This window comes from Arenicella chitinivorans, assembly GCF_014651515.1.
Classification (GTDB): Bacteria; Pseudomonadota; Gammaproteobacteria; order Arenicellales; family Arenicellaceae; genus Arenicella; species Arenicella chitinivorans.
The window spans coordinates 42854-62764 of the sequence record NZ_BMXA01000006.1 but is presented as its reverse complement, the minus strand read 5'-3'; the positions used below and the strand labels follow the sequence as shown (position 1 = coordinate 62764).

Genomic DNA, 19911 nt, shown 5'->3' with positions numbered 1-19911 from the left:
TGCATGGCGAAATGGGTGGCACAGTGGTAGCATTACGCTCCAATGTGTCTCCCATGTCTGACAGTATGTCTGAACAGCTAATAACCGCCATTACGACACAGCTACAAGCTGTGGTCGACCCCTACACTAAATCTGCGCTGACCGCCGGTCGCGCACTCACCAATGTGAAGGTGACTGATCAGTCGATTGCGATCAATCTGACAAAAGGTTACCCAGTGTCTGAGCAAATTCACGCGTCATTAGCGCAATTGGCTGTGGATGCGCTGCAAGGGCTGGACCTGCAAGGCCGCGACGTGCAGCTTTTGGTTCAGCAAGATATTCTTTCGCATTCAGCACAACAAGGTGTGCGCGGCGTAGACGGCGTGAAAAACATCATTGCGGTTGCCTCAGGCAAGGGCGGCGTAGGCAAAAGCACCGTGGCAGCAAATCTGGCGCTTGCCCTGGCTGCGGCTGGTGCACAGGTCGCCGTGCTCGATGCTGATATATATGGACCAAGTCAGCCTCGTATGTTGGGTATACAGGGCAAACCCGAGGCATTAGACAACAAAATGTTGTTGCCGATGCAGAACCACCAACTAAAAATCATGTCGATTGGTTTTCTGGTCGAAGAAGACACGCCCATGATCTGGCGCGGTCCGATGGTCACTCAAGCGCTTGAACAAATGCTGCGCGGTACCGATTGGGCCAACGATGGCCAGGACGTCGACTATCTGATCATTGATCTGCCACCAGGTACTGGTGATATACAACTTACTTTGTCGCAAAAAGTGCCGGTGTCTGGCGCGGTCATCGTCACCACACCACAAGATATCGCGCTACTGGATGCGCGTAAGGCCTATAAAATGTTCGACAAAGTGTCGGTTCCAGTGTTTGGCGTGATCGAAAATATGAGTACCCATGTCTGCACCCAATGCGGTCACGAAGAGGCGATTTTTGGTGCACATGGCGCGCAGAAGATGGCGGATGAATACGATCTGGAGTTACTCGGTGAAATTCCATTAGAAATGGCCATTCGCGAACTTGCCGATTCCGGCACGCCAACGGTGGTTGCCGAACCAACGTCTAAAACGGCTGCTCGATATCGAGATATCGCATTAAGAATTGCCGGTAAGCTGTCGATTAAAAAGAAAGATTTTAGTTCCAAGTTTCCAAATATCGTGGTGGAGAATAGCTAGTGAGTGACAGTAGCATTGGAAAATTATTCAAAGTAACCACGTTTGGTGAGAGTCATGGACGCGGTATCGGTTGCATTGTGGATGGCTGCCCACCGAACCTCGAACTGTCTGAGGCGGACCTGCAACCGGATCTGGATCGTCGCAAACCCGGTCAGTCCAAGTTCACTACACAGCGCCGTGAACCAGACGAAGTACAGATTTTTTCGGGTGTGTTTGAAGGCAAAACCACCGGCACGTCGATCGGTATGATTATTCACAACACCGACCAGAAGTCGAAAGATTACTCCAATATCATGGATACCTTTCGGCCAGGGCATGCGGACTATACCTATTTTCGCAAATACGGCCATCGTGATTACCGTGGCGGCGGTCGTTCATCTGCGCGCACCACGGCAATGATTGTGGCGGCAGGTGGCATTGCCAAGAAATACCTACGAGAGAAGGCGGGCATCGAGATTCAAGCCTACCTCGCACAAATGGGTCATATCCATATTGATTCGGTGGACTTCGCCGAGATCAGCCAGAACCCCTTCAACTGCCCAGACGCCAGTAAGGTAGGCGCGATGGAGGAGTTGATCACGCAACTGCGCCGCGACGGTGACTCGGTCGGTGCCAAGATCACCGTGGTGGCTAAGCAGGTACCGGTGGGGCTAGGGGAGCCGGTGTTCAATGAATTGGATGCCGACATAGCTAAGGCGCTTATGAGCATCAACGCGGTGAAAGGCGTGGAGATTGGTGCAGGGTTTGATGCCGTAGCACAACGTGGCTCCGAGCACCGCGATGAAATATTTCCAGACGGTTTTGCCAGCAATAACGCTGGTGGCATTTTGGGTGGCATTTCCAGCGGTCAGGATATTATTGCCAGTCTGGCACTCAAACCGACGTCGAGTATTACAAAGCCAGGAATGAGCGTGAATAGGCAGGGCGAGCCGGTCGAAGTGGTGACCAAAGGCCGTCATGACCCCTGTGTTGGGATTCGTGCCGTACCGATCGCAGAGGCAATGCTCGCCATCGTGTTGATGGATCATTATTTGCGTCACCGTGCGCAAAATTCTGATGTACAATTGAGTACGCCTGCGATCCCCGCTCAGCGTCCGGCTTAATCGATTTTGGCGGTGCTGGAATGCTCCGCCAGTGAGTAATCGGTTTCGGTGCTAGCCAGCTAGACGCACCTGTACTGGAACACCGTTTAAGGCAGCATTCCCGCAAAGTTCGTCAATCAGCTTGTTGTCAGTCAGTTCGTTGCAGTTGACCCCGAATTGTTGCTGAGCAATTTGTAACTTGATCCCCTTGCGTTGGTGCCCCCAACCGTGTGGCAAACTCACTACCCCGGGCATGACTTCGTCGGTTGCAAGGACCGTGGTAGTTACTTGCCCCACACGCGACTCAATTATTACTTCGCTGGCATCGTCGATACCAAGTCGCGATAAGTCATCTGGATGCATCATTAATTGCCAGCGCGGTTTACCTTTAACGAGGCGATGATAGTTATGCATCCATGAGTTATTACTGCGAATATGTCGACGCCCAATTAAGAGCAGCGCCTTTGAGTCCACTTCACCTTTTGACGCAAGAAGACGTTTTAAGTCATTGATTATAAATTCAGGTGCGCAATGTATTTTCGAATCTTCCGTGTTGAGACGTTGTATCAGACCCGTTTTGAGCGGGCCAAGATCTACCCCGTGTGAGGCATTTTTGAGCTGGTCCATGCTTAAGTGCATCGTAGGCTGCTGATTTTTACCATACGGGCCATGCTCGATGCCGTGCGCGATCAGTTGATCCGGTGCGGGCAGTGGCTTGAAATCGACCCCTTTGAGCGCTGCGATTCTGGCGCTCAGCGCATTAAAGATCTCCCAATCATGCAGTGCATCTTCTGCTGGTTCGAACACGGCTGGGTTATAACGAGCACTGTCGTGCACGGCCAGGCGCAGAAAGGCGATGTCGTAGTGGTCGTGTTCCAAAGGACTGGTCGGTGGCAGGATTACATTGGCATGCCGCGTTGTGGCGTTAATATAGAAGTCGATTGCCACATAGAAATCCAACTGTGCAAATGCAGTATCAAGCTGAGAAGCGTTGGCTGCCGAGATCACTGGATTGCCGGCAATTGTGACCATCGCACGGATTTGGTCTTCCCCTGGCGTCAGCATTTCCTCAGCCAGAGCAACGGTCGGTAATTCACCTGCGAACTCAGGTAAATCACTGACACGAGACCGAAACAAGTCGAAGTGACCGGCCCCATTAGCGCCCTTGGTGATGAAGCCAAAGGCCGGTGAGGGTACCAGTGCACCACCTTCGCTATCGAGTGCGCCAATCAGAATGTTGATAATTTGAATTGCCCATTGACACAAAGCGCCGAAGCGCTGAACTGAGACGCCCATGCGGCCGTAAAGAACCGCTTTGTCGGTATGAGCTAGATCGTAAGCAAGCTGCTTAATGTCGGCGGCTTGGATGCCCGACTGTTGCTCCGCCAGTGCAAGATCGAACTCGGTTACCGCAGCCTCGACCTGATCAAGGTCGTTCAGGTAAGGTGTAAGATGGTCGTGATTGAGCCATTTTTCTTTGAACAACGTATGAATAATGGCCATCAACACGTACGCATCTTGACCTGGCCGCACGAACAAATGTTGATCTGCAATATTGGCGGTTTCGGTACGTCGCGGGTCGACAACGACTAAGCGTCCGCCGCGTGCCTGTAGAGCTTTGAAGCGGCCAGGCGCATTCGGCATGGTCATAATGCTGCCATTTGAAGCGAGCGGGTTGCCACCAAAAATCACCATCAATTGCGTTCGGTCGATATCGGGGACAGGAATAAACGATTGATGGCCATACAGTGCGTAAGAGGTCAGGTGATGTGGCAGCTGATCCAGAGACGTCGCGGAGTAATTATTACGAGTTTTGACCGCGCGCCGCAATAGCGGACCATGTGTCATGTTACCGTAGTTATGCACACCAGGATTACCGGCATAAAACCCCACCGAATTCGCACCATGTTGTTGTTGAGTCTCGACCAGTTTCTGCGCGGTCAGTTCAATGGCTTCATCCCAGGAAATTGGTGTCCACTGATCACCGACTCGTTTCATGGGTTGGCGGATTCGGTCTGGATCGGTGTGTATGTCAGCGATTGCAGTGGCTTTCGGACAAATAAACCCTTTACTGACCGGGTCCTCTTTGTCGCCCTTAATTGAAACGACTTCGTCCCCTTTGGTGGTGATTACCAGGCCGCAGATAGCTTCACATAAGTGGCAGGCGCGGTAATGCGTTTGCGTGGATTCAGACATACTCACTCCGGTTTTAGATTTTATTCGTGGTAGTGCACAGTCTTCATGCCCAGCCCTACGTGGAACTGTGAGCGAAAAACAGGCGCTAGTGTGCTGGACAGAATATCTTACTTATGCAGATTTGTCAGTGACCGAATTGATCGCGATATTGCCTCGGTGACACACCCAACTGTTGGCGAAAATGATGGCGCAGTGCGGTGGCACTCTCAAAGCCACTGTGTCCTGCGACGCGCTCGATGTCGAAACCGGTCTCCTGTAGCAATTGACGAGCATGATCGATGCGTTGACCGATCAACCACTGCTTAGGGCTGCAGCCCACGTGTTGACGAAAATGCCGATCGAAACTTCGGCGTGACATGCTGGCCTGTGCGGCCATGTCAGCCACCGTAAATGGGGATGAGATGTGTGACGTTGCCCAGTCTAAAATGGGCGATATGGGGTTATATTGCTTTGGCATTGGTGCGGCTACGAATTGCGACTGTCCACCTTTGCGATGTGGTGACATCACGAGCCGCTGTGCGACCGTGTTTGCCATCTCCAGACCGAAGTCCTGACGAATTTGTTCGAGCCCCAAATCAATCGCCGCTGCGCTGCCCGCTGAACAGCCTATGTCTTGATGCATCACGTACAAGACGTCATGCTGGTACTGCACCGAAGGAAACAATTCTTGAAAAAGGTCGGCATAGCGCCAATGGGTGGTCGCTTTTCGGCCGTTCAATAGTCCGAGATACCCCAACAGGAAGGCGCCTGAACAAAAGCTCAATATCTGTTTACCTTGTTTATGCAGGTTGCAAACTGCTTCGGACACGCGCTGTGGAATCTGGTTTTGTCGGACCGGCCAAGATGGGATCAGCAACAAATCAACATTTGCTAAGGAGTCAACTACCTCGGTCCGCAGCCCAATGCCCGCGGTCGAAGTCAGGTCAGTATGGTCAAAGGTCACTACACGAGATTGATACCAGTTGGCAAACTCAGGCCGGGGTAGGGCAAAGAGTTCCACCGCACAGGCTAGCTCAAAGAATGCAACGCCGTCGTAGGCAAGAATGGCAACCTGTTTCATAATCGTTCAACTAAATTGGCTCAAAATTTACGATACATGGCTTTTAAGCCAATTTCAATGCAACGTGTCTCGCTCTACAGTAGGCATTCATCGAAACTAAACCGTTAACCCATTATGTCTTCAGCCGTATCTCGACCCGCCGCCGCATCTTCTGCCGACGCACTCGCGTATTTTCGCTCATTATTAACTTTTGAGACGGATTGTTGGGATGTGAACCATGCCGTATCGAACCAGCGACAGGACTTTGTGTTGTTGGATGTGCGCGCAGAGGCGCTTTACACGGTAGGTCATTTGCCCGCAGCGGAAAATTTGCCTCATCATCGAATTAACCAGGCGTCATTGGCCGCCTATCCACCCGATACATTGTTTGTGGTTTACTGCGCTGGGCCACACTGCAACGGTGCGGATAAAGGCGCTATCCGCCTTGCTGAGTTGGGGCGCCCGGTAAAAAAGATGATCGGTGGTGTGACCGGTTGGCTAGACGAAGGCTTCGAGTTGGTTGCAAAGTAAACGCATCCGCACTAAGTCCAGCTCTCTGCGAATGCGTTGGCGGGCTCAATGTAGCTTTATTTTGGGCCTAATGATCTTCGACAAACTGCTTAGAAGGATGATGAACGGGCCTTTTAGGTAACCGTGGATCGCCATTTGATGCATTCGATATAGCGATAGATACATCAGGCGCGCGATCTTGCCTTCAATAAACATGCTCCCGCGCATTAAGTTGCCCATCAGGCTGCCGACGGTGGAAAAGCGACTCAGATTAACCAATGAACCATAATCCACGTAGCGGAAGTCTTGCAGCGGTTTGCCTTTCATTTCGCGCATTATATTGTTCGCAACTACCGAAGCCATCTGGTGCGCGGCCTGCGCCCGGGGCGGTATGCGTTGACCATTTCTGTCCGTGATCGCGCAGCAATCTCCGAGTGCGTAGATACGCTCATCGGATTTGGTTTTCAGGCTGGATTGGCATTCGATCTGGTTGGCACGATTGACCTCCAATCCGAGCGTGGATAACCAGTCAGCGCCGCGCACACCGGCGGCCCAGACCATGAGGTCGGCTGCAATCAGTTGGGATTTATCATCGTAGTAACCTTCGGCAGTGGCTTTCGTGATGCGTGTGTCAGTGCGAATTTGAACGCCCAAACGCGTCAGTTCATCGGCCGCGGAATCGGCGATTCGTTCAGGTAGCGCGGGTAGAATTCGAGGCCCGGCTTCAATGAGGTCAATATAAAGCTTGGGTGTGCCACTGCCTTCCATGTCGTAAATGCTCAGGACTTCGATCACGTGATAGAGTTCGGCAGAGAGTTCCACGCCGGTTGCGCCTGCGCCAACGATGGCGAGTCGAATGGAGGGCTCTGTCGCATCCACCTTTTGACTGGATTTTAATAGTTGATTTAGCAGTGTGCGTTGAAAGCGCTCAGCTTGCTTTTTTGAGTCAAGTAGAAAACAGTGCTCAGCCACGCCTGCCGTGCCAAAGTCATTGCTGATGCTGCCGACGGCTAACACCAGGGTGTCGTATTCGATCTCACGAGCGTCGATGACGTGTTTTCCATCGTCGTCGTGAATCGGATCAATGGTCAGTGTGCGGGACTCGCGATTGATGTGAGAAACACTGCCGAGTTGAAAGTGGTAACCATGCCGCGCGGCATGGGCACGGTACACTACGCCATCGATCTCCGTATCCAGCGAACCGGTTGCCACTTCGTGGAGTAGTGGTTTCCATACGTGTACACGATTTTGGTCGATCAGGGTGATATTGGCTTTGTTGCGCTTGCCCAGTTTATGGCCAAGTTTGGTTGCGAGCTCGAGACCGCCCGCACCACCGCCGACAATGACCACGTGGGGCACCGTCCCGGCTGAAAGGTTAGAGGTTTGCATGTTGAAAGTTCCTAAAAGTTGTTACAGGGGAACTTTCGAAAAAACGCAGGGCGGCTAATATTCAACTGTTCACCTGGCGCAACTTACCTGGCGGTTAATAACACCGCCAGACTGCAAACCACGAGCCAGAATCATAACGCCACGCGTTGGCGAAGGGAATGATTAAAACGAGTGAATTGTATTCCTGATCGTTATGGTAGCAAGCGAACTCACGCTGCGGTGGATTTGTTGGCCAATTCCAATTTTGCTAAGGAGCGTACTTCGGCATTGCCGATGGCGGACAAGCTGCGATGAAAGCGTGGATTCAGGCGATGGTAATGTGCCAGTAAAATCTGTAGTACGTCGCCATGACTGACGAGCAGAATGGATCGGTTGGTGTAATCTGCCTCCAGACTCTCTATCAGGCTTTGCGCTCGCGCTAAGGTGTCAAGGACCGGTTCCACGTTATTGTCAGTACTCGTCGGCGACGCCAAATCGTTCTGCCATACGTCCTCATAATGTCGGTGATCTTCTAATTCCCAGTCGCCGAAAAAACGCTCACGAATCCGCTCATCGCGTACGATGTCGTGTTTGCAGGCCACCACGCTGTGGACAATTTCAGCGGTTTCAATGGCGCGGCGATAGTCGGAGCTGACAATTAAGGTATCGCTGTGAATACGCGACTTTAATGCGGCGCTGATCACCTGATCAGCGCCTTTAGATGTGAGGCCATAATCGTTGAGCGCATTTTCTGGCGCGCTCACGATCAGTCCTTTTCGATTGGCAAGGCTTTCGCCGTGCCGCATCAGGGTATATTGATTCTGCATAGCAAGTAGGAGGTAGGTTAGGCTGCTTTATGGGTGTTATTTGTTTGCGGACTGGATGGTGCAGGGTCAGTCGTTACTGATTCGAGTTTGTTGGGTCGGTTGGCAGGGAGTAGACAGGCATCGCCAAGTACGGCTTCGAACACGGGTTGCCAATTATTCTGTGTGTGGACGTGCTCAGCGCAAGCGCGCTTTAGTTTTGACCATTGGTCATCATTGCCATTTTTGAGGCGACGATAGTGGTGAATCAGTGCAATCCAGTCATCGGTGTCATTGCTGTGAATTACATGGCCGGTACTATTTGGGTTGATGATTTCCTTTGGCCCACCAGTTGCCGTCACCAGGCAGGGTAATCCACAAGCTTGTGCTTCTAGCACCACCATGCCGAAGGTGTCGGTATGGGATGGAAAGACCAATAAGTCTGATGATTGATACCACTCCACTAATTCTTCGGCGCTTAGGCGGCCAGTAAATAGCACGTTGGACTGTGTCGCCATCGCGTTCTTGAGGCTCGCCAGATCCGGCCCGTCACCGGCAATCACCAAGTTATACATGCCGGGTTTTTCCTGGTTTAGCTCGGCGAAAATCTGACTCAGCAGCGACAAGTTTTTATCTTCAGAGATCCGACCAGCGAACAGCAGTGTGAAGCGACCATGCAGTTGGTGCTTCCGTGCGAGATCACGCACTTGCACAGCCGGCCGGTACAGGTCGAGGTCCAAGCCGCGTGGAAAAATGGTCAGTTTTCCCTGATTAAATCCGGCTCTGGCCAATTTATTCAAATAATATTGGCTTGGCACGAAAACCGTGTCAGATTGTCGATAAAACGCATTCACGCAGGCATCTGCCAGGTTGGCCAACATCGATTCGTTAGTCATCTTGAGGATCTGTTCGGCAAAATCCGTGTGATATACCGTTTTGACCGGTAAATCCATCAGTTTGGCGCACACCATCGCGGCCAGTCCTAAGGGGCCAGGCGTCGAGATTATGATTTGATCAGGTTGCTCAAACACCAGTTTGCGCATGACATTCAACAATGACGGAAAGCCGATTTTCTGCGTCTCATAACCCGGCAGAACTATTTGTTTGATTGGGTGAAAATTCAAGCAGTTTTTTGGCAAGGGTGTATTCAACTTCGATTCGTCCACACACGTGACCAATTTCATTTGGTAGCCTTGGCGCACGCTGTGTGTGGCGATCTGGTGTAAGGTGATGGACACACCATTAAGATCATCAATGGTGTCCGTGAACCATAACGCTTTTTCGGTGTATTGATGGCGCGTGCTTTCGATCAAGCCGCGTTTGATATCTGCTTTGAGTACCTGATGTCGCATCGCACCGACAAACGGCGCTGCAAGCAACGTCATGGGAAACAACGTTGCAATTTTATTAAATGCCTTAAAGATGTCACCTTTAGGGAGCTGTTTCGTCAATGCCGAGACCACTGAGCAAAACATTTCATCGTGCATTTCTGCAATGTGCACATAGGTTTGCGGAATCTTGGCTGCGATATCTTTACCCATGTCTTGTGAAATCTGCAAAAGCAGGCCATGCAGAGCTTTATGGGTCTTACTATTTTTCTTCTTAAGGTAGCGCAGTGATTGGCTTTTCTTAAACCGCTTTATCAAGTTTCCTTCATTGCCATCAAAGAATAACTCAAGGAAGTCATTCATTTTAGAATCGGTGTATTTCGGGTCACGGTCCAAGCGGTAATCGTGAATGTGTTTGATGACCCCGGTAGCATAAGATTCAAAGCTGCCATGCAGACCGTTTCCTAAACACTTTTTGTCGCGTAGCTGTGCAATATACTCATCCACCGTGTTGGCGTCGCATTGGGTAAATGCGCTACCGATTAAAATGCCGCAATGGTCATCCGAGCCCCCCGTATAGCCTTTGACCCATGGGTCCTCGCTCATTGGCGCAATCATATGTTTGGCCCGCAGCTCAGCAATGTTGTCTTGGTTTAATGATTGCAAATAGCCATGCAGCAGCAGATTGTTTTGCGCACCGGAGCCACCGTTGATAATTTCAAATACGTCGAACATTAACACCAGTTTTTCGATGTGTTCGAACGTCAGTCGCCCATCCTGATCGTAGGTCGCATGAGCAACAGAGTAGGCGATACGGTGCTCGATGATGTAATCACGAAGCACATAAATATCATCCGCGATACGGCGCATATCCGCGTACTCAGATGCGGATATGCCGTACACCAAGATATGGATTTTGCAGTTATCCTCGGGGAAAAACGTGGTAATTTCACACGAGATAAAACACTCATTCGGATGGCGGTGAACCAATTCCAAGCTGCCGCGAATATCATCGTGATCGGTTAAGGTTACAAAACTCATTCCACGTGATTTGGCCTGTTGGTAGACCGTTTCTGGATCAGTAAAGCTCTCAGGCGAGTTGTAGGCGCGATGTGCCCAAGTGCTGGGGTAGTCTGAATACTTGGAATGAACGTGTAGGTCTGCTTTAGCCATGTCGGGTTACTCGGAGCTCGGGTTCAGATATCGTTTACGTTTGCTTGCTTTGATGTGAGCCAGATCGACCACCATGAGTCCGTCGATGCAAAACGAAAATTCTGGATCGATGTTGAAGTCAATAAATCGCACACCTTCGGGATCGCACAATTCAGTGTAGTGTTTGTAGAGCGTGGGCAGAGTGACTCGCTGTGTCTTTAGCACCTGTTTCAGGTACTTGGATGCAGCGTCGAAGGGCTTGTCACGGTAGCTTTCTATAATGCTGCGGTTGGTCTGGTACGGTAGTCGGGCTGTGGCGTAATCGGTATAATTCTCCGGCTGAAAATAGTGCTGATAGCAGGCCACGATGTGTTGTTTTGCCAAGTCTGGTAAGTCATTGGAAATACTGACTGCGCCAAACAGGTAGCGCACGTTGGGATACGACTGCAAATACGCGCCAATTCCTTGCCAAAGATAGTCTAGTCCACGTTTGGTCCAGTATTTAGGTTGAATAAAACTACGACCCAGCTCCAGCGCCTGCGGCATGATATCAATCATGCGTGCGCCGAAATCAAATAATCCGTATGTGTATAGTTTTTGCAGCTGCTCGCGACCTTGCGAATCGACTAAATCGAATGCCTCGCCAATCCGGTAAGAGCCGACGATCTCTGACGCGTCCTCATTCCACAAAACTATTTGGCGGTAGTGGTAGTCGAAAGCGTCAATATCGCGGCTGCGTTGCGTTCCTTCACCGACGGCACGAAACGTGAGCTCACGCAGTCGCCCAAGCTCCCGCAGTACGCTGGAATTCGGTTTGCAGTGACACAGATAGATCTGTTTGCCATCTGGCGTGACTCCGAGGCGACGCGACTGAGCTAGTTCGCGTCGTAATTTGTGGCGTGGTTCTGGAAATGCGATGGGTTCGGGGAGAGCTCTATGCTTGCGGCGCATGGTAAACAGATACTTGGCGCGGCTATTTAGATAGGCCAAATAGCTAAGATCAGTTTGTTGTGCCACGAGTTCGTTTGATAGCTGTCTCATAAACCACTCTTCTATGTATTGTTTTGGCGAGAGTAGTCTGGCTTTGTGACCAAACGATAACGGTTTAATGACGTTTTTGTGACAGCATTGAGCGGCTAAAAAAAATGCCAATAGCACGGGAAATGCTTTGACTCTAAAAACCGAAATCACTATAGTGTTCACGCAATGAACACTCGCCAAACCAATGCCACCTCTGACAAGGAAAATCAGCTCACTCTTGAGCTGTTAAAAGCCATTGATCAGAAAGACGACATCAGTCAGCGCCACCTGGCGCAACAGATGGGCGTGGCGCTTGGTTTGGCTAACTCGTACTTAAAACGTTGTGTAAAAAAGGGCTGGATTAAAATTTCCAGCGCGCCGGCGAATCGGTATATGTACTATCTGACGCCAACCGGCTTTGCCGAAAAGGCGAGGCTGACTGCCGAGTTTTTTAGCACCTCGCTGGCGTTGTTTCGTCAGTCTGGTGATGAGTACTCGTCCATTTTTGATCACTGCGTTCAACAAGAATACTCACGTATCGTGCTGGCGGGCTTGTCTGATCTGACCGAAATTGCATTGATGCGTGGACTCCAGAGCCGCTCGAACCTGATCGCTGTGTACCAGCCTGGCGCGGTTCGTAGCGACTACTTTGACGTGCCGGTGGTGTCTGTGTTGCCGTCGCCCGACGAATACGATTGTGTGGTTTTGACCTCGATGGAGCAGACTAATGAGTTGCTGAGTGAATTAGAAATCACAGTAAGCCAAGACCGACTACTTGTGCCTGACATGCTGTTGACGATGAAGTATCGTCAGGCTGCGCAGATCGAGCATTCAGAGTAGATGGTCGATTAAGACAAATTCAACCTTGAGAATATATTGATGAGTAAAACGGTATTTTTAACCGGTGGCGCAGGATTTATTGGCTCTGCCCTGGTACGTTATTTGATAAATGAAACCGATGTGACGGTGGTTAATATTGATAAGTTAACGTATGCCGGAAGCTTGCATTCACTCGGTGGTGCTGATGCCAGCCCGCGTCATAAATTTCATCAGGAAGATATTGTGGACGCCGAGACCATGCAGCGTCTGGTAACCGAGTATCAACCGGATTACATCATGCATCTTGCGGCCGAGTCACATGTCGATCGTTCCATCGATGGCCCTGGCGAGTTCATTCAAACCAACATCGTTGGCACGTACACCTTATTACAGGTCGCACTCCAATACTATCAGTCTCTTGATGGCGCGAAGCGTGACGCATTCAAGTTCCATCATATCTCTACCGACGAAGTATACGGCAGCTTGGGCGAAACCGGTTTGTTCACCGAGACCACACGTTACAAACCCAATTCACCGTACTCAGCGAGCAAAGCTAGTTCCGATCACTTGGTTCGCGCTTGGAATAAAACCTACGATTTACCCGTGGTAATTTCGAACTGCTCAAACAACTATGGCCCATATCAGTTTCCAGAAAAATTGATTCCCTTGGTCATCAACAAAGCTGTCGCTAGTGAGCCGCTACCAATTTACGGTAAGGGCGATAACATCCGCGACTGGTTATTTGTGGACGATCACGTAAAAGCCTTGTGGAAAATCGTGACAGAGGGCGAAGACGGCGAAGTCTACAACGTCGGTGGTCACAATGAAAAAACCAATATTGATGTGGTTAAGACGATTTGCCAGATCCTCGATGACATTCGTCCACGCGAAGATGGCAAATCTTATGCAGCGCAAATCACCTTTGTAAAAGACCGTCCTGGTCATGACCGTCGTTATGCAATTGATGCCGAAAAAATTGCCCGCGAGTTAGGCTGGACACCGGAAGAAACCTTTGAATCCGGCATTCGGAAAACGGTGGCGTGGTATTTGGACAATGCTGACTGGATTGAAAAAGTCTCTGGTGAGTATCATGGCGGCCGCTTGGGCGCAAAATAAGCAAACACAGACGGAGAGAATCAAATGAGAGGCATTATTTTAGCAGGCGGTTCAGGTACCCGTTTGCACCCAGTCACCCAGGCGGTGTCAAAGCAGCTGCTGCCGGTTTACGATAAACCGATGATCTATTACCCGTTGTCGTCGTTGATGCTCGCTGGCATCCGCGACATCCTAATCATATCAACACCGCAGGATACGCCGCGCTTTCAGCAGTTGTTACGCGGTGGCGAGCAGTGGGGTTTAAATATTTCCTATGCCGTTCAGCCGTCGCCTGACGGCCTCGCTCAGGCCTTTATTATAGGCTCAGAATTTATTGGTAATGACGATTGTGCCTTAGTACTCGGTGATAATGTGTTTCACGGTGCGGATCTGAGTAAGAACCTCAAGGCGGCCGGCGAGAAAAGCAGCGGTGCGACCGTGTTTGCGTATCCGGTCCATGACCCAGAGCGTTATGGTGTGGTGGATTTCGATAAAGACTGGAACGCCATCAGCCTAGAAGAAAAGCCAACCAATCCGAAATCAAATTATGCGGTGACCGGGCTGTACTTCTACGACAATCGTGTGGTCGATATTGCCAAAAATATAGCGCCCTCACCGCGCGGTGAGCTTGAGATTACTGATGTGAATAAACAGTATCTGGAGTGGGGCGAATTATCGGTTCAAGTGTTTGGTCGTGGTTTGGCTTGGCTTGATATGGGCACCCATGAATCATTGCTGCAGGCATCGATGTTTATTGAAACCATCGAAAGCCGACAAGGCCTAAAAGTAGCTTGTTTGGAAGAGATCGCGTATCGGCAAGGGTTTATTGGCGATAACGAGCTGGAACAGGCAGCGAAGCAGTATGCAAAGAGTGGCTACGGTCAGTATTTGCAAACCATATTGGAACATAAACATCAGTTTCCAAGTATTGATTAATAAGGATACGAGTGCGCTCGTTTTATCGCCAATGAGCGATGCGGTTTGCTATGCTAAGTAGTTTTTCAAAGAATAAGTATCTGTTTTTCCAGATGTTAAAGCGTGATATCCAACAACGATATCGCGGCTCGCAGCTGGGGTTCCTGTGGGCATTCTTCTACCCGATTCTGATGTTGTTGGTGTACACCTTTGTCTTTAGTATTGTGATGAAGGCCAAGTGGGGCGTTGAAGGTACCAATAACATCGGTTTTGGTTTGATTCTGTTCACCGGGTTGCTCTGCCACGGTTTGCTGGCGGAAGTTATTGTCGGCTCGGTTGGGCTGATTACCGGAAATTCTCAGTACGTCAAAAAGGTCGTGTTCCCACTCGAGATTCTGACCTTGGTAAGTCTGTCTAACGCCTTGTTTCATATGTTTTTGGGCATGCTTATCTTGTTGGCAATTTTTCTTCTGACCGGAAACGCCTTGCATTGGACGATGTTATTGGCCCCGGTGGTGTTAGCGCCGCTGGTGATATTTTTACTTGGAGCCTCGTGGTTTATCTCTGTACTTGGCGTGTATGTCCGTGATCTAAGTCAGTTTATCGGCGTATTGATGACAGTTTTGCTGTTTCTCGGCCCAATTGTGTACCCGTTTAGTGCGATTCCTGAGCAGCTTCAGCCGTATGTGTTGTGGCTCAACCCCTTATCAGTGGTGGTCGAGTCCTTGCGTGCCGTGCTGCTGTTCGGGCAGATGCCGAACTGGACTCATCTAGGAATTTATACACTCGGCGCTTTAGCAATGTTTGGTTTTGGCGCATGGTTCTTTAAACGTACGCGGGATGGGTTTGCTGATGTCATCTAATTCACCGCCGGTGATCAAGGTCGAACGAGTCACCAAGTGTTACAAAACTTACCGCAAACCGATTCATCGATTGTGGCAAAGTTTTGCGCCACACAAAAAATATGCGCAGGAATTTTGGGCTCTGAAGGGGATTGACCTCACCGTGCACAAAGGCGAAACCGTTGGTATCGTTGGTAAAAACGGTTCAGGTAAATCAACGCTATTGCAGATCATTGCGGGTATTTTGCAACCGACTGCCGGGCAATTTGAAACTCATGGTCGAATTTCTGCGCTGTTGGAACTGGGGGCTGGATTTAACCCGGAGTTTACCGGTATGGAGAACGCGCGTCTAAATGCGTCCATCATGGGGCTGACACGCGAAGAGTTCCATCAAAAGTTACCCGACATTGTTGATTTCTGTGGTTTAGGTGACTTTTTGCACCGACCGGTCAAGACCTACTCCAGCGGTATGTTTGTGCGCCTAGCTTTTGCTGTGGCCATCAATATGAACCCGGACATTCTAATCGTGGATGAGGCCTTGGCAGTTGGCGATGTTCGATTCCAACGCAAGTGTTTCCGCCGCCTTGACCAGCTTAAAGAGCAAGGCGTTTCGATTCTGTTTGTGACGCACTCCACGGACAGCGTGATTAAATACTGTGATCGCGCCATCATGCTGGATGAGGGCGAGCTGAAAATGACAGGGAGCCCAAAAGACGTGGTGCAGGCTTACCTAGAAATGATGTTTGAATCCGACGCCGAAGTACAGGAACCGGTGGTCATAGATCCAGATAACTACAGTGTTGATTTCGACCCGCGTACAGATAACTGCCCCAACCATCCAACGTATAACAGCAATGAACACCGATGGGGCGATGGTCGGGCTAAGATCTGCCACTACGAGGTGTTGCAGAACGGCGTACCCAGTAATGGCATTGTTAAGCGCGGCGATCGTTTGTTGATTCGTATGTCTGTGTTATTTGAGCAGGATATTAATGATCTTATTTACGGCATAACCGTAAAGACTGATGATGGAAATGCCATCTACGGCACGAATTCTAGGCTGGTTGGCAATGTCCCGACGGTGCAGAAGGCGGGCGATTTAGTGCACATTCAGTTTGAATTGAGCCTGCACCTGCTTTCAGGCAACTATTTTATCTCATTGGGCGTGGCGCAAGATCACATGGCGAAGGACAATATTGCCGTCGATCGGCGGTACGACATGGTTCACGTGAACGTTCGCGAAACAGAAGATGCATTTGGCATCGCGGCGCTGGACGGCAAAATCGAATTGTTAGAGGACGGTGAATAATGAGCCAGATCGCTGATCTGAATGGTTTGGTGCAGAATGCTGCCGGGGTCTATCAGGCACCGGGGGCGGCGGCTGACTTTAATTATTCTGATGGAGAAAGTGTTGAAATTCGGTTGCGCGATATTCTGACAGCTGCCACGGACTTGTCGTCGGATTCAGACGAGTTGCAGGCGGCGATTGAAGACTGGCCGACGGAATACCATTTAAGTCAATCTCGAGCCAATTTAGTACGCGCACTGAATTTGTCAGGGGTGAAACGTGTGCTGGAGTTGGGCTGCGGCTGTGGTTCAATAACGCGATACTTAGGCGAGCAATCTGGTCTCGAAGTCGATGCAGTGGAAGGCAGTCCGATTCGGGCAGCGTTAGCCAAACTACGCTGTCGCGATCTGGATTCGGTCACCATTCATGCTGGCAACTTTAACCAACTTGAATTTCCAATCGATCAGTATGACTTGGTGTTGTTTGTTGGCGTGACCGAATACGCGGGTCGATTCTCTGATAAAGCGTCGGATCAAGAGGCATTGCAGGATTTGTTGGCCTTGGCGCGAGGTACAGCTAAATCCAGCGGCGTGACATTAGTAGCGATCGAAAACCGTCTCGGTATGAAGTACCTGTTGGGCGCAAATGAAGACCACTACGGAGTACGATTTGTCGGACTTGATCAGTATCAGGACTCCAGCGGTATTCGCACTTACAGTTACGCTGAGTGGTGTACACAGATCGAGCGCGCAGACTATTCGGCTCATCAGTTTTTATATCCGTTCCCGGACTATAAAGTTCCGACTGTTGTCTTGCCTGAACAGTTTGATATGGACGATGCAGTGACCGCCCTGGAAGGTCTAAAATCCAGGGATTATGTTGAGGCTTTTGATCTTGGAGAATCGGAGCATCGACTGTGGCAAGGTCTGCTGCAAACTGATTCACTCAAGCATCATACAAACTCTTTTTTATTATTGCTGGGTAATGATGCGAGAAGTGTCCAGGCGATGGCGCCGGACGCCGTGAATGAGTTTCCCAACCCCGATTTGGCGTACCGTCATGCTGCGCCGGAGCCAACTCCAGCTCAAGTGTTCCGAAAACGTGAAATCATGCTCAATGCCGAGATCGCACAACTACAATCTCACACCGCGAATTTGGAGGCGAAAGTATCGCTGATGAGCCGCTCTCTTGGGTGGCGCGCATTAAACTTGGTGCGCCGATTGTTCGGCAAAACCACAATCGAGTGATTTGTTAATGAGTTATCGTAAGTACATGATAAAGCTTAATAATAAGCTCGAGTCTACTTGGGACTTTATCGATACAAGCAGCCCGCAGCCGAGTTTGCGTGCTGGTTGGTATATCTGCGAATTCGTGTTGCCGGGGATGATCGATCACACACCACGGTTTGTGATCGAGTCAGTTCAAGGCAAGGTGAAAGATCGGTTTCTGATTGGTCATCATGCGGGGCGCAACCGCATGCTGATTTACCTGCCTGATGGCAAGTTGACGGCGTACAGTCAATCACTCGAAATTATACGTTTGGTCCGTGTTTCAAATCTTGAAGGGCGTGCGCGTATCCTGCTAATTAGTGCTCGATATCTGCGTGATTTCTTTCGATTCTCAGCCCTGATTAAAGTCATTTTTATGCAGTTTCAGGATCGCGTAGAGCTATCGAACTCGCTACTGAGCCTGTATGAGCCAGCCGGTGGTGTCGACAGCTACCTGCACGACATTGATCGTTGGCAGAAGTATCGTGGTTTTCGTCGCTGGCTAAACTGGCTGGGGCGAGGCGTGCGTATAGGTGTGATGATTGAGTCTGAGACGCAACGCGCCGCGCTGGACGAGCTGCTGGTGCCGCCTGAGGTTGTAATTTTTGCGGGTCAGGCCATTCCGACTGAAGTTGACTACCTAGTTCCACTGGCTGCCACTGAAACGTTGCGTGATCCAGCAATTTTGCTCTTGAAACGCGCTATAAAGCGGGCAGGGCGCAGATCATCCAAACGCCCGACACTGGTATACACCGACCATGATTATGTGGACGATCCGAAACAAGAGCCGCTGCACCCTGTTTTCAAGCCTCAACCGAGTGAGGCGTATCTGCATTGTTTCAACTATCCTGGCTTTGCGTTGGCGTTTCATGTCAGTCTGCTTGCTGGCATCGATTCTGAATGCCTGTTGCACGTTGAGACTCAGTACGCGCTCGCGCTAACTGCGTTTCGGGACACGCAGCGAGTCTTGCACGTGCCGGAGGCGCTGTTTACGTCACGTCGCCACACGCCGCTTGAAACGCCGGTACCACAGAACCCCGCTTCGGCGTGGCCGCACATCGACTGGCAGCGAGTCGGTACCTATAATGTCTTGCGTGCCAATACGGATTGGCGCGATCATCCGTCGGTTGACCTGGTGATACCAACGCGCGATGGCTTGGCGGTTCTTAAACCGTGTATCGAGAGCATTCTGCATAAAACCACCTATACCAATTACAATATCATCATTGTTGATAACGGCAGCGAGAAGCCTGAGACTCTGGCGTTTTTTGATGCGATACAGAAAGATCAGCGCGTGCGCGTGGTGGCATATCCGGGCGAATTTAATTATTCGGCCATCAATAATTTTGCCGTCGCTCAAGGTAGTTCTGAGTACATTGGTCTGATTAATAACGATATTGAAGTTATTGACGGTGACTGGCTAACACAGATGATGGTGTGGGCTATTCAAGATAAGGTCGGTATTGTTGGCGCCAAGTTACTGTTTGGGAATGGCAAGGTTCAGCACGCTGGTGTGACCATTGGTATGGGGAACGCCGCAGGTCACATACACCGGCTCGAAGCAGGTGATGCACCTGGCTATCAATTGCGTTGTTTGGCAACACAAAATATGATGGCCGTCACGGCGGCATGTTTGATCACACCGCGAAACGTATTCGACGCGTTGAACGGGCTGGATGAAGTCACATTTCGGGTAGCGTATAACGACATAGACTACTGTTTGCGGGTTGAATCGCAGGGCTACCAAGTTATCTGGACACCGGAAGCCAGTTTATACCACCACGAATCAGTCAGTCGTGGCGACGACTTCTCAGATGAGCATTTGGCACGCTACATGAAAGAAGTGGCCGCATTACAAAAGCGCTGGAAATGCAAAGGCTTTGTAGATAAGTATTACAGTAAGCATTTACGCATCAGCGACGAAGGTGTTTATCCTCAAATAGAGCGGTCAGCACCGGACGAACTGATTTATTTACAACGCCGCGATTAACGGTCGGTTTTTTGTGTCGAT

General features: G+C 50.3%; 16 protein-coding genes. 10 read left to right on the top strand and 6 right to left on the bottom strand.

All coding sequences use genetic code 11. The features are described 5' to 3' along the window. Window positions 1-65: 65 nt before the first annotated feature. Window positions 66-1175: an iron-sulfur cluster carrier protein ApbC gene (gene apbC, locus IE055_RS14410; RefSeq protein ID WP_189402496.1), complete on the top strand. Its 1110-nt coding sequence runs from the start codon at window positions 66-68 to the stop codon at window positions 1173-1175. Then, window positions 1175-2278 carry a chorismate synthase gene (aroC, locus tag IE055_RS14405; RefSeq protein ID WP_189402378.1) on the top strand — a complete coding sequence of 368 codons (1104 nt, stop codon included), beginning with the start codon at window positions 1175-1177 and terminating at the stop codon, window positions 2276-2278. Before apbC ends, aroC begins: the two co-directional genes overlap by 1 nt. 51 nt (window positions 2279-2329) lie before the next feature. On the opposite strand, the gene IE055_RS14400 is transcribed toward aroC, so the two are convergent. Together IE055_RS14400 and IE055_RS14395 are read right to left on the bottom strand one after the other, a co-directional pair. Further along, window positions 2330-4453 (bottom strand): molybdopterin-dependent oxidoreductase, encoded by a 2124-nt coding sequence (locus tag IE055_RS14400; protein ID WP_189402377.1) that lies wholly within the window; start codon window positions 4451-4453, stop codon window positions 2330-2332. Window positions 4454-4577: 124 nt separating this feature from the next. After that, window positions 4578-5513: a helix-turn-helix domain-containing protein gene (locus IE055_RS14395; protein ID WP_189402376.1), complete on the bottom strand. Its 936-nt coding sequence runs from the start codon at window positions 5511-5513 to the stop codon at window positions 4578-4580. Between the two features lie 114 nt (window positions 5514-5627). Between IE055_RS14395 and IE055_RS14390 the strand changes: the two genes are divergently transcribed. Then, complete coding sequence (locus tag IE055_RS14390; protein ID WP_189402375.1) at window positions 5628-6023, top strand: rhodanese-like domain-containing protein; 396 nt, start codon at window positions 5628-5630, stop codon at window positions 6021-6023. Window positions 6024-6068: 45 nt separating this feature from the next. On the opposite strand, the gene IE055_RS14385 is transcribed toward IE055_RS14390, so the two are convergent. From IE055_RS14385 to IE055_RS14370, 4 genes are all read right to left on the bottom strand, one after another. Beyond that, window positions 6069-7391: an NAD(P)/FAD-dependent oxidoreductase gene (locus IE055_RS14385; protein WP_189402374.1), complete on the bottom strand. Its 1323-nt coding sequence runs from the start codon at window positions 7389-7391 to the stop codon at window positions 6069-6071. A 209-nt stretch (window positions 7392-7600) separates the two neighbouring features. Beyond that, window positions 7601-8197, bottom strand: coding sequence for a histidine phosphatase family protein (locus tag IE055_RS14380; protein ID WP_189402373.1), 597 nt, complete (start codon window positions 8195-8197; stop codon window positions 7601-7603). A gap of 17 nt (window positions 8198-8214) precedes the next feature. After that, window positions 8215-10674, bottom strand: coding sequence for a glycosyltransferase (locus IE055_RS14375; protein WP_189402372.1), 2460 nt, complete (start codon window positions 10672-10674; stop codon window positions 8215-8217). A gap of 6 nt (window positions 10675-10680) precedes the next feature. Then, window positions 10681-11694 (bottom strand): GNAT family N-acetyltransferase, encoded by a 1014-nt coding sequence (locus IE055_RS14370; RefSeq protein ID WP_189402371.1) that lies wholly within the window; start codon window positions 11692-11694, stop codon window positions 10681-10683. 165 nt (window positions 11695-11859) lie between these two features. Here IE055_RS14370 and IE055_RS14365 point away from each other — a divergent pair, with 165 nt between their 5' ends. The 7 genes from IE055_RS14365 to IE055_RS14335 are packed head-to-tail and all read left to right on the top strand — an operon-like array spanning window position 11860 to window position 19890. Then, window positions 11860-12513 (top strand): winged helix-turn-helix transcriptional regulator, encoded by a 654-nt coding sequence (locus tag IE055_RS14365; RefSeq protein ID WP_189402370.1) that lies wholly within the window; start codon window positions 11860-11862, stop codon window positions 12511-12513. 39 nt (window positions 12514-12552) lie between these two features. Beyond that, window positions 12553-13608, top strand: a complete 1056-nt coding sequence (rfbB, locus tag IE055_RS14360) for a dTDP-glucose 4,6-dehydratase (protein ID WP_189402369.1) — start codon at window positions 12553-12555, stop codon at window positions 13606-13608. Window positions 13609-13632: 24 nt separating this feature from the next. Beyond that, the gene (rfbA, locus tag IE055_RS14355; protein ID WP_189402368.1) at window positions 13633-14523 is read left to right on the top strand and encodes a glucose-1-phosphate thymidylyltransferase RfbA; all 891 of its coding nucleotides are present in this window, start codon (window positions 13633-13635) and stop codon (window positions 14521-14523) included. 50 nt (window positions 14524-14573) lie between these two features. Beyond that, window positions 14574-15365: an ABC transporter permease gene (locus IE055_RS14350; protein ID WP_229794314.1), complete on the top strand. Its 792-nt coding sequence runs from the start codon at window positions 14574-14576 to the stop codon at window positions 15363-15365. Then, the gene (locus IE055_RS14345) at window positions 15355-16653 is read left to right on the top strand and encodes an ABC transporter ATP-binding protein (RefSeq protein ID WP_189402366.1); all 1299 of its coding nucleotides are present in this window, start codon (window positions 15355-15357) and stop codon (window positions 16651-16653) included. Before IE055_RS14350 ends, IE055_RS14345 begins: the two co-directional genes overlap by 11 nt. Continuing rightward, window positions 16653-17879 carry a class I SAM-dependent methyltransferase gene (locus tag IE055_RS14340; RefSeq protein WP_189402365.1) on the top strand — a complete coding sequence of 409 codons (1227 nt, stop codon included), beginning with the start codon at window positions 16653-16655 and terminating at the stop codon, window positions 17877-17879. The genes IE055_RS14345 and IE055_RS14340 overlap by 1 nt, the downstream gene beginning before the upstream one ends. A 7-nt stretch (window positions 17880-17886) precedes the next feature. Beyond that, on the top strand, window positions 17887-19890 hold the full coding sequence (locus IE055_RS14335) for a glycosyltransferase family 2 protein (protein ID WP_189402364.1): 2004 nt from the start codon (window positions 17887-17889) through the stop codon (window positions 19888-19890). The last annotated feature ends 21 nt before the right edge of the window (window positions 19891-19911 follow it).

Coding starts and splice junctions, on each gene's coding strand:
- apbC (WP_189402496.1), top strand. CDS start 66: ATGTCTGAACAGCTAATAACCGCCATTACGACACAGCTACAAGCTGTG.
- IE055_RS14400 (WP_189402377.1), bottom strand. CDS start 4,453: ATGTCTGAATCCACGCAAACGCATTACCGCGCCTGCCACTTATGTGAA.
- IE055_RS14395 (WP_189402376.1), bottom strand. CDS start 5,513: ATGAAACAGGTTGCCATTCTTGCCTACGACGGCGTTGCATTCTTTGAG.
- IE055_RS14390 (WP_189402375.1), top strand. CDS start 5,628: ATGTCTTCAGCCGTATCTCGACCCGCCGCCGCATCTTCTGCCGACGCA.
- IE055_RS14385 (WP_189402374.1), bottom strand. CDS start 7,391: ATGCAAACCTCTAACCTTTCAGCCGGGACGGTGCCCCACGTGGTCATT.
- IE055_RS14380 (WP_189402373.1), bottom strand. CDS start 8,197: ATGCAGAATCAATATACCCTGATGCGGCACGGCGAAAGCCTTGCCAAT.
- IE055_RS14375 (WP_189402372.1), bottom strand. CDS start 10,674: ATGGCTAAAGCAGACCTACACGTTCATTCCAAGTATTCAGACTACCCC.
- IE055_RS14370 (WP_189402371.1), bottom strand. CDS start 11,694: ATGAGACAGCTATCAAACGAACTCGTGGCACAACAAACTGATCTTAGC.
- IE055_RS14365 (WP_189402370.1), top strand. CDS start 11,860: ATGAACACTCGCCAAACCAATGCCACCTCTGACAAGGAAAATCAGCTC.
- rfbB (WP_189402369.1), top strand. CDS start 12,553: ATGAGTAAAACGGTATTTTTAACCGGTGGCGCAGGATTTATTGGCTCT.
- rfbA (WP_189402368.1), top strand. CDS start 13,633: ATGAGAGGCATTATTTTAGCAGGCGGTTCAGGTACCCGTTTGCACCCA.
- IE055_RS14350 (WP_229794314.1), top strand. CDS start 14,574: ATGCTAAGTAGTTTTTCAAAGAATAAGTATCTGTTTTTCCAGATGTTA.
- IE055_RS14345 (WP_189402366.1), top strand. CDS start 15,355: ATGTCATCTAATTCACCGCCGGTGATCAAGGTCGAACGAGTCACCAAG.
- IE055_RS14340 (WP_189402365.1), top strand. CDS start 16,653: ATGAGCCAGATCGCTGATCTGAATGGTTTGGTGCAGAATGCTGCCGGG.
- IE055_RS14335 (WP_189402364.1), top strand. CDS start 17,887: ATGAGTTATCGTAAGTACATGATAAAGCTTAATAATAAGCTCGAGTCT.